Origin of the sequence: Hydrogenophaga sp. H7 (genome assembly GCF_002025745.1) — a bacterium.
In the GTDB taxonomy this organism is placed as follows: Bacteria; Pseudomonadota; Gammaproteobacteria; order Burkholderiales; family Burkholderiaceae_C; genus Hydrogenophaga; species Hydrogenophaga pseudoflava.
On record NZ_MCIC01000009.1, the window covers coordinates 5,001 to 13,134 of the forward strand.

Sequence of the window (8,134 nt, forward strand, 5' to 3'; positions counted from 1 at the left end):
CCTCTCAGACCAGCTACAGATCGTTGGCTTGGTAGGCCTTTACCCCACCAACTACCTAATCTGACATCGGCCGCTCCAATCGCGCGAGGCCTTACGGTCCCCCGCTTTCATCCATAGATCGTATGCGGTATTAGCACAGCTTTCGCTGCGTTATCCCCCACGACTGGGCACGTTCCGATGCATTACTCACCCGTTCGCCACTCGTCAGCACCTTGCGGCCTGTTACCGTTCGACTTGCATGTGTAAAGCATGCCGCCAGCGTTCAATCTGAGCCAGGATCAAACTCTTTAGTTCGATCTTGAATTACTCATAAAAACGGAATTGAAGTGAACTTCACTTCTATTCTCATGAGCGTTTAAAGTCTTGCGACTTGAACTCTTTCGAGTTCTGTTTCGCAATCGCCTTCAAACGCCCACGCTTATCGGCTGTATGTTTTTAATGATCCTCAAGAAACCCAAGCATCGCTTGCTTTCTTGTTTGCTTTGCTGCGATCAGCGAAGCCTTGCAGTATACACCAGTTTTTGAGCTTGTGTAAAAAAATGAAAGAGGCACTGTCAAGGCAACGGGCCATTCCTCGAGCTGTGCCCACCATCCGCTGCGCGTGGATGCACCGAGCATCCGTGCCAAGCCGGCTAATCGCGGTATCCACATGACGCTGCACACGTTTAAGTAAGGTCTGCAAAGCCCCGGCGCCCATGGCCCGATGTGAGACATTGACGGCATGAAGCAACTGAGCCTGGGCGAGAACGGATTCGAGCGCTTGGGCCTTGAAGACGCGCGAGCGCGAGTTCCTAGACGAGATGAACCTGGTGGTGCCCTGGGCTGCGCTGGTGTCCTTGATCTCGCCACATGCGCCTGCACCGGGCGCCAAGGGCGGACGCCCGCTGTTTGCCGTCAAGACCATGCTGCGCATCCACTTCGTCCAACAGTGGTTCAACCTCTCGGACCCGGCTATGGAAGAGGCGCTGTACGACATGGCGCTGTTCCGTGAGTTTGCGGGCCTGGATACCGGTGAACACAACCTGCCTGTTGATTCATCAGCACAACTGAGCCAGTGATAACGTCGAATACTGAGCCACTGGTTTGATGGATATTCTGGCTACTCGGTTGTGGATAAGTCTATCGGGTCTGCTGTTTTTCGGTCTCCTTTCTGAGCTTTGCTGCGTGGCTTTGATGGTGCCGCGCCAGCGGCACTGGAATGCTTGAATCGCCAGCTCTCGTTGCCCGTCTCTACGATGTGGCAGTGGTGCGTGAGGCGGTCGAGCAAAGCCGTGGTCATCTTGGCGTCGCCGAAGACGCTGCTCCATTCGGAGAAGGTGAGGTTGGTGGTGATCACCACGCTCGTTCGCTCGTAGAGTTTGGACAGCAGGTGGAACAGCATCGCGCCGCCCGACTGCGTGAACGGCAGGTAGCCCAGTTCATCCAGGATCACCAGATCGACGTACATCAACCGGTGTGCCAACTGCCCGGACTTGTTCTGCGCCTTCTCCAGTTCCAGGGCGTTGACCAGCTCCACCGTGGAGAAGAAGCGCACCCGCTTGCCATGCTGGCGGATGGCCTCGATTCCCAGGCTGGTGGCCAGGTGGGTCTTGCCTGTGCCGGGGCCACCGACCAGCACCACGTTGTGGGCCGAGTCCACGAAGCCAAGGGTGTGCAGCTGGCGCACCAAGGCTTCATCAATGGGCGTGTGGGCGAAGTCGAAGCCGGCGAGATCGCGATGCGACGGGAACCGCGCCACGCGCATCTGGTAAGCCATGGAGCGCACCTCGCGCTGCGCGGTCTCTGCCTTGATGAGCTGGTGCAGCACGGCCTCGTGATCCAGCGACTTCATGCGCGCAGTGCCCAGCACCTCCGGCCAGGCACTGGCCATGCCGTGCAAGCCCAGCGCCTTGAAGGCATCCATGAGGTCATGCATGGTCGGACTCCGGTGAGGCCTCTTGAGGCTGGGCGTTGCGCAGCGTGTCGTAGCGCTGCAGGTTGGCCAGTGGCGGTGTGTTGAGCGCGAGCAGTGTGGCCACCGGCGGCTCGGGCATGCGCTGCTCCTGCAGGCGCGAGAGCAGGTTGAGCACGTGCTCGGCACTCACCCGCCCCGACTGCAGCGCCAGCTCCACGGCCACCAGCACGGCTTCTAGCCCATGCAGGCTCACGCCCATGAGCACCTGCGCCATCACCCTGTCGCCACCGCTGTGGCGCAGCAACTGGCGCTGCAACTCCTGCAGGGGTTCGGGCATGGTCTTGAAGGGCGCGCCGTTGCGCAGCGCGCCGGGCTTGCGCTCGATCAGCGCGATGTAGTGCATCCAGTCGTAGAGCGTCTGGTCCCGCTCGAAGCTGCGCTGCAGGCGCACCTGTCGCCCATCGGGACCGACCACCAGCAGGCCATCTGCGTAGGCCCGCAGACTGACCACCGCGTGGATCCATTCGCATGGCACGCTGTAGCGGTTGCGCTGGAAGTGGATCAGCGAAGTGGCAGAGACCCGCACCGGCTGCTCCACATAGCCATCAAACGCCCGGGGGTTGGGCATGAGGCGTGCACGTTCGTCCTGCCAGACGTCGGCCACCGTGAGGTGCCCCCACTCTGGGTGACTCATCTCGCCCCAGGCCTTCACACAGGCTTGCTCCAGCCAGTCGTTGAGCTCGTCAAGCGATCCCCAGCGGCACTCACTGGCCTCGCGCCAGATGTCCTTGCGCCGGTCCTGAACGTTCTTCTCGACGACTCCCTTCTCCCAGCCGGCGGCCCGGTTGCAGAACTCCGGCTCGAACAGGTAGTGCCCGGTCATGGCCTCGAAGCGCGCATTGACGCTGCGCTGCTTGCCCTGACCGACCTTGTCGACCGCGGTCTTCATGTTGTCGTAGATGCCCCGCCGTGGCACGCCACCGAAGAGAGCGAACGCCCGCGCATGTGCATCGAACAGCATCTCGTGCGCCTGACTGTAGTACGCCACCAGACAGAAGGCGCGACTGGCCGCCAGCTTGGTGTGTGCCACCTCCAGGCGTAAGCGTCCGGCAAACCCAGGCCTACCGAGGCCGGTGATCAGGCGTCGGCGGGTTTCCAGCGGTGTGGCAGGAGCTCGACGATGCGGCTGGCCTTGTGCGTGGGCAGTCGCGTGAGCACGTCCTTGAGGTAGGCATACGGGTCGTGCCCGTTCATACGGGCCGACTGGATCAGGCTCATGACGGCGGCCGCTCGCTGGCCCGCACGCAGGCTGCCGGCAAACAGCCAGTTGTTACGACCGATGGCAATGGGCCGGATCTGGTTCTCGATCCAGTTGTTGTCGACCGGCAGTTGTCCGTCATCCACGAATCGGGTCAGCGCATCCCAGCGCCGCAGGCTGTAGTCCAGCGCCTTGGCGGTTGCTGATCCGTCGGGCACCTGGCGCCGTTGCAGCGTCATCCACTCGTTAAGAGCGTCCAGGATCGGCCGGGTCTGCTGCTGCCGAACGGCTTGCCGTTGCTCGGTGTCCAGCTCTTTGACGTCCCGCTCGATCTCATAGACCCGGGCGAACTGCTGCAGGGCGAACTCGGCGATCTGGCTCTGGTTGGCCGCGTGCAGGTCGAAGAACTTGCGCCGGGCATGGGCCAGACAGCCAACTTCGGTCACGCCGCTGGCGATCAAGGCCTTGTATCCGCTGAAGTCGTCGCAGGTCAGGCTGCCCTTCCAGGCCTTGACGGTGCCGTGGCCCAGGAAGCGCCGGGCGTGCTCGCCCGAGCGCGACTCGCAGAAGTCGTAGACCACAGCCTTGATGCTCTCGAAGGCCCCCGGCGCATAGGCCCAGAGGTAGGCGCGGTGCGTCTTGCCATCGCCGGGCTTGAGCATGGCCACCGGCGTCTCATCGGCGTGTAGCACCCGGTGGCTGAGGATCTCGGTCTTCAGGGCATCGACCAGCGGCTGCAGCCGCACCCCGCAGGTGCCCACCCACTGCGCCAGGGTCGAGCGAGGGATGGCCAGGCCAGCGCGGCCGAAGATCGCCTCCTGCCGGTACAGCGGCAGGTGATCGGCGTACTTGCCCACCAGCACCTGGGCCAGCAGGCCGGTGGTGGGGATGCCTTTGTCGATGACGTGCGCCTCGACCGGCGCTTGTTGAATGGTCTCGCACCGGGCGCAGGCCCACTTGCCGCGGATGTGGCGCTCGACACTGAAGACGCCGGGCACATAGTCCAGCTTCTCGGCCACGTCCTCCCCGATGCGTTTCATCTGGCAGCCACACGAGCAGGTGGTGGACGTGGGTTCGTGGCGGATCTCGCGGCGTGGCAGGTGCGCTGGCAAGGGCAGCCGCTTGGCTTGTTTCTTCTCGGGGGTGGTCGGCGTTTGCGCCTGCGACAGCACGTCGATCTCGCTGGCCACGGCCGCCAGGTCCGCTTCGATCTCGTCGTCGAGCAGGCTCTTCTGCTCAGGGCTGAAGCGCTCTGATTGGGCGGCGAACTTCATGCGATTCAAGAGCGCGTTCTCGTGCGTGAGCTTGTCGATGAGGGTCTGCTTGAAGGCAAGCTCCTGGTCCTTGGCAGCAGCGGCTTGCAGCATGGACAGCAGCGCCGAGCGCAATTGCTCGGGACTCAGACTATCCAGGGATTGCGGCTCTACGACCATGGGCATGACTGTGCCAGCGCCGGTAACGCCACGCCATTGGCACATGCACCGATTGGCAGGCCGCATGTCAGCGATCAGATTCAGAGCACGGTGATGAGGCCACCATCGCCCAGGCGCTGCCAGGGCAGGCCCAGCACCAGAGCGTCGAACTGCGAGCGGCTGAGCGTGGTGGTCAACGCACCGTCACGCGGCCAGACGAACTTGCCGCTGTTCAGGCGCCGCGCCGCCAGCCACACCCCAATGCCGTCGTGTACCAACACCTTCATCCGGTTGGCAAACAGGTAGGCGTGATGCGGGCGCGCAGCACCGAAGACCGCCACCACGCGGGCCAGGGCCGATTCCGTTCCGGCGCGCATGTCCAGCGGCTCGGTTGCCAGCCACAGGGCGTCAATACGGATCATCGCAGCAACTCACGCAGTGCCTGGGCGCATTGAGCAGCCGCCGTCACCGGCCAGTTAATCGTGATGGTGGTACCGGCACGCTGCAGCTCGATACGAATAAACTCGCCCTCCGCGCCCGAGGCAGCCCCTGCCGTCTGAGCAACGCGAACATCGCTGACGCCCGTCGGAACAGGTAGGGCAACAAAGGCCGGCGGTTGCTGCTGGACGTGTGTTCCCGTCAAGCGATCTTCGCGTAACCAGCGGTGCACCATGTTCGGGTGCAGGCCGTGACTCAAGGCTACACCCGCCACAGATGCACCAGGCCCACGGGTTCGAGTCAGTACCAGCGCCTTGAAATCAGCGCTGTACTCGCGCCGCAGTCGGCGCTGTCCATCGATCAATCGTTCCATCGTCCCCACGATCTCCTTCGTGGGGACGATCGTCGATTACCGTCATCGACTCAAGATGGGTTCACCGGACGCATACCTCCAGGCGGCGGCGCAGCCCACCGATGAACAGGTACTCGCCGCTACAGTCGAACTGGAATGCCTCGCCCAACTCGAAGCTCAGCGGCACAAACCCCGCGCCGCGTGACGCGTTGCCTTGCTCTTGCTGCCAGCGCTGGGCAAAGGCGTACACCGGTCCCCGACTGCCGCTGTGGCCCTGCGCCCGCAGCGCTTCAAACATCGCCTTGATCCCGCGCCGATCGCGTTTGCTGCGATGGCTATCGGCCTTGAGCCATTGGCTCAACTGATCCTTGTACGGGTCCAGGATGCTGGGGCCCGACACCCGTTGCGGGTATCGGGGCTCGACCATCTGTCCGTCCTTGAGCCACTTGGTGGCTGTATTGCGCGAGATGCCCAGCCTGCGGCTGGCCTCGCGCACCGACACGTCCTGCCTCAGCACGAGGCGGCGCAACTTGCTCAATGTGCTCACGTTGATCACTCCTGCTCCCCCGTGCTGAAAAACTCAGCACGATAGAGCGGCAACGTGGCTCAGATTTCAACGTGAACGCGTCCCGAAATGGCCCAGCTCTGGAAATGAATCAACATTCATACAAGGAGAGCAGCTTCCTTAGGTAGTGTCCTGTGGAGATGTCTCCGCCAAAACTGAAGCCACCTCTCCCCGTGAACTCATCTTGCAGTTCATCTGTGCTGCTGATTTGTCGCAAGAGTTCTGCGGTGAAGTCGTACCAGCGCCTGGCCTCATCGTTCTCATTGATCGACGCATTGGGAACCGCCCTGCCGCGCTCCAACTGCAGCTTGATCCGCTCCTTCGCCTCCGTGAGCGGAACAATCAATCGAGTCCGCTCTTGCGTTCTTTCGTCTTGCTTGCTGCGAGCCATGTGTCAAGTTGGATGAAAACGGGGGAGCTGCATGCTAAGGCATCTCACTGTTCGATCCCATGGCTACCGGCCCCAATGACTGCATGACGACGGACAGCGTGCGTTCGGCTAGCGGAGACGAGGGGCAGCAACCGCTGGAGGCCGTGTGAAAACCCTCTCGCAGCTTTGTTATCCAGCCGGTAGAGTCCGCAGACATATTGAACAGCGAGGTCAATATGTCCAGATTCATCGAAGGTCAGGACAGGCAGCAAGTCACATTGCTGCCGGAATGCTTGGATGACTTCATCGCAGAGGACAACACGGTTCGAATTGTGGATGCCTTCATCAACGAGTTGGACCTTGCGTCTCTGGAGTTCCAGGGCTTGCAGCCGGCGTCAACCGGGCGGCCTTCGTACCACCCCTCAGTGCTGCTGAAGCTGTACCTCTACGGCTATCTCAACCGCATCCAGTCCAGCCGCAGACTGGAGCGCGAATGCCAGCGCAACGTGGAACTGATGTGGCTGACCGGCCGGCTCGCCCCTGACTTCAAGACCATTGCAGACTTCCGCCGCGACAACGGCAAAGGCATTCGCAACGTCTGCCGTCGCTTCGTGATGTTGTGCCGCGAGTTGAAGCTGTTCACCGACGCCGTTGTGGCCATCGACGGCAGCAAGTTCAAGGCTGTCAACAACCGCGAGCGCAACTTCACGCCAGGCAAGATCGAGCGACGTGAACGGGAGCTGGAGGAGAGCATCCAGCGCTACCTTGATGCCCTTGAGACTGCGGATCGAACCCAGCCCATTGAGATGCAGGCAAAGACCGAGCGTCTGCAAGGCAAGATCCAAAAGATGCGCCAGCGCTTGCAAGACCTTCAAGTCGTCAAGGCGCAACTGGAGACGCTGCCTGATCGGCAGCTCTCCCAGACGGACCCTGACGCACGTGCAATGACCACCCACAGCGCCAAGGGGACGGCCATGGTGGGCTACAACGTGCAGACAGCGGTCGACACGAAGAATCATCTGATCGTCGCCCATGAGGTCACCAACAATGGCAGCGACCGGTCACAGCTCAGTGCAATCGCAATGGCCGCGCGTGATGTGATGGGAAAGCGCCGATTGAAGGCCATTGCCGACCGCGGTTACTACAACGGTATGGAGCTCAAGACTTGTGACGACGCCGGGATTGCAGCGCTTGTACCCAAGCCCATGACATCCAATGCGAGAGCAGAGGGCCGGTTTGACAAGACAGACTTCATCTACATCGCTGATGCCGACGAATACCAGTGCCCAGCAGGCGAACGAGCCATCCACCGCTTCAGCCGAGAAGAGGCTGGACTGCAGATCAGCATCTATTGGTCCAGTGCTTGCCCTGGCTGTGCAATGAAGGCGCAATGCACAACGAGCAATTACCGACGCATCAGGAGATGGGAGCATGAGGAAGTCATGGACAGGGCCCAGCAACGGCTAGACCAGATGTCCAACGCCATGACCGTGCGCAAGAGCACCGTTGAACACGTCTTCGGAACCCTCAAGCACTGGATGGGCTGGACGCACTTCCTGACCCGAGGCATGCAGAACGTCGCAACCGAGATGAGCCTGAACGTGTTGGCGTACAACTTCAAACGCGTCCTTGCCATCTTGGGCTTTGAGGAGACCAAGAAGGCGATGCGGTTGTTGGGCGGATAGGCGCCCTTTGCAGCCGCTGAAGGCCCGATGTAAAGCCTCGAATACGCTCCAGCGTCGCCTTGCCGACGCTCAGACGACGTCAATTCGCTAAAGCCGAAAAATCTGCGGTTTGAGCGTGACTCGCCCGAACTGCCAGGGAGTTGTCACACGGCCTCGCTGC

Annotated in this window: 6 protein-coding genes, 1 rRNA gene and 3 pseudogenes (1 of these 10 running past the window's edge); 2 read left to right on the top strand and 8 right to left on the bottom strand. The window is 61.6% G+C overall.

The features are described 5' to 3' along the window. Positions 1-294, bottom strand: a 16S ribosomal RNA gene (locus tag BC358_RS06315) (it extends 1,235 nt beyond the left edge of the window). A 427-nt stretch (positions 295-721) separates the two neighbouring features. On the opposite strand from BC358_RS06315, the pseudogene BC358_RS06320 reads away from it, so the two are divergent. Continuing rightward, positions 722-1,040, top strand: a pseudogene (locus tag BC358_RS06320) (transposase); the annotation flags it as partial. 59 nt (positions 1,041-1,099) lie between these two features. Here the strand turns inward: BC358_RS06320 and istB are convergent. The 7 genes and pseudogenes from istB to BC358_RS06355 form a co-directional block, all read right to left on the bottom strand. After that, a complete protein-coding gene (gene istB / locus BC358_RS06325; protein WP_079365166.1) occupies positions 1,100-1,915 on the bottom strand; it encodes an IS21-like element helper ATPase IstB in 816 nt (271 codons plus the stop codon). Further along, positions 1,908-2,999, bottom strand: a pseudogene (gene istA / locus BC358_RS06330) (IS21 family transposase); the annotation flags it as partial. The pseudogene istA and the gene istB, both read right to left, overlap by 8 nt. A 32-nt stretch (positions 3,000-3,031) precedes the next feature. Continuing rightward, entirely contained in the window at positions 3,032-4,585 is a 1,554-nt protein-coding gene (locus tag BC358_RS06335) for an IS66 family transposase (RefSeq protein WP_079365170.1), read from the bottom strand. Positions 4,586-4,665: 80 nt separating this feature from the next. Continuing rightward, positions 4,666-4,986 carry an IS66 family insertion sequence element accessory protein TnpB gene (gene tnpB / locus BC358_RS06340; RefSeq protein WP_143434199.1) on the bottom strand — a complete coding sequence of 107 codons (321 nt, stop codon included), beginning with the start codon at positions 4,984-4,986 and terminating at the stop codon, positions 4,666-4,668. Beyond that, positions 4,983-5,375, bottom strand: coding sequence for a transposase (locus BC358_RS06345; protein WP_079365167.1), 393 nt, complete (start codon positions 5,373-5,375; stop codon positions 4,983-4,985). Before BC358_RS06345 ends, tnpB begins: the two co-directional genes overlap by 4 nt. Before the next feature lie 76 nt (positions 5,376-5,451). Continuing rightward, a pseudogene (locus BC358_RS06350) lies at positions 5,452-5,901 on the bottom strand (IS21 family transposase); the annotation flags it as partial. Positions 5,902-6,010: 109 nt separating this feature from the next. After that, positions 6,011-6,310: a hypothetical protein gene (locus BC358_RS06355; protein ID WP_079365169.1), complete on the bottom strand. Its 300-nt coding sequence runs from the start codon at positions 6,308-6,310 to the stop codon at positions 6,011-6,013. A gap of 215 nt (positions 6,311-6,525) precedes the next feature. Between BC358_RS06355 and BC358_RS06360 the strand changes: the two genes are divergently transcribed. Beyond that, the gene (locus BC358_RS06360; protein ID WP_079364878.1) at positions 6,526-7,974 is read left to right on the top strand and encodes an IS1182 family transposase; all 1,449 of its coding nucleotides are present in this window, start codon (positions 6,526-6,528) and stop codon (positions 7,972-7,974) included. Positions 7,975-8,134 lie beyond the last annotated feature (160 nt).

Bases quoted from the DNA above. Each gene is read 5' to 3' on its own strand.
- istB (WP_079365166.1), bottom strand. From the start codon at position 1,915: ATGCATGACCTCATGGATGCCTTCAAGGCGCTGGGCTTGCACGGCATG.
- BC358_RS06335 (WP_079365170.1), bottom strand. From the start codon at position 4,585: ATGGTCGTAGAGCCGCAATCCCTGGATAGTCTGAGTCCCGAGCAATTG.
- tnpB (WP_143434199.1), bottom strand. From the start codon at position 4,986: ATGATCCGTATTGACGCCCTGTGGCTGGCAACCGAGCCGCTGGACATG.
- BC358_RS06345 (WP_079365167.1), bottom strand. From the start codon at position 5,375: ATGGAACGATTGATCGATGGACAGCGCCGACTGCGGCGCGAGTACAGC.
- BC358_RS06355 (WP_079365169.1), bottom strand. From the start codon at position 6,310: ATGGCTCGCAGCAAGCAAGACGAAAGAACGCAAGAGCGGACTCGATTG.
- BC358_RS06360 (WP_079364878.1), top strand. From the start codon at position 6,526: ATGTCCAGATTCATCGAAGGTCAGGACAGGCAGCAAGTCACATTGCTG.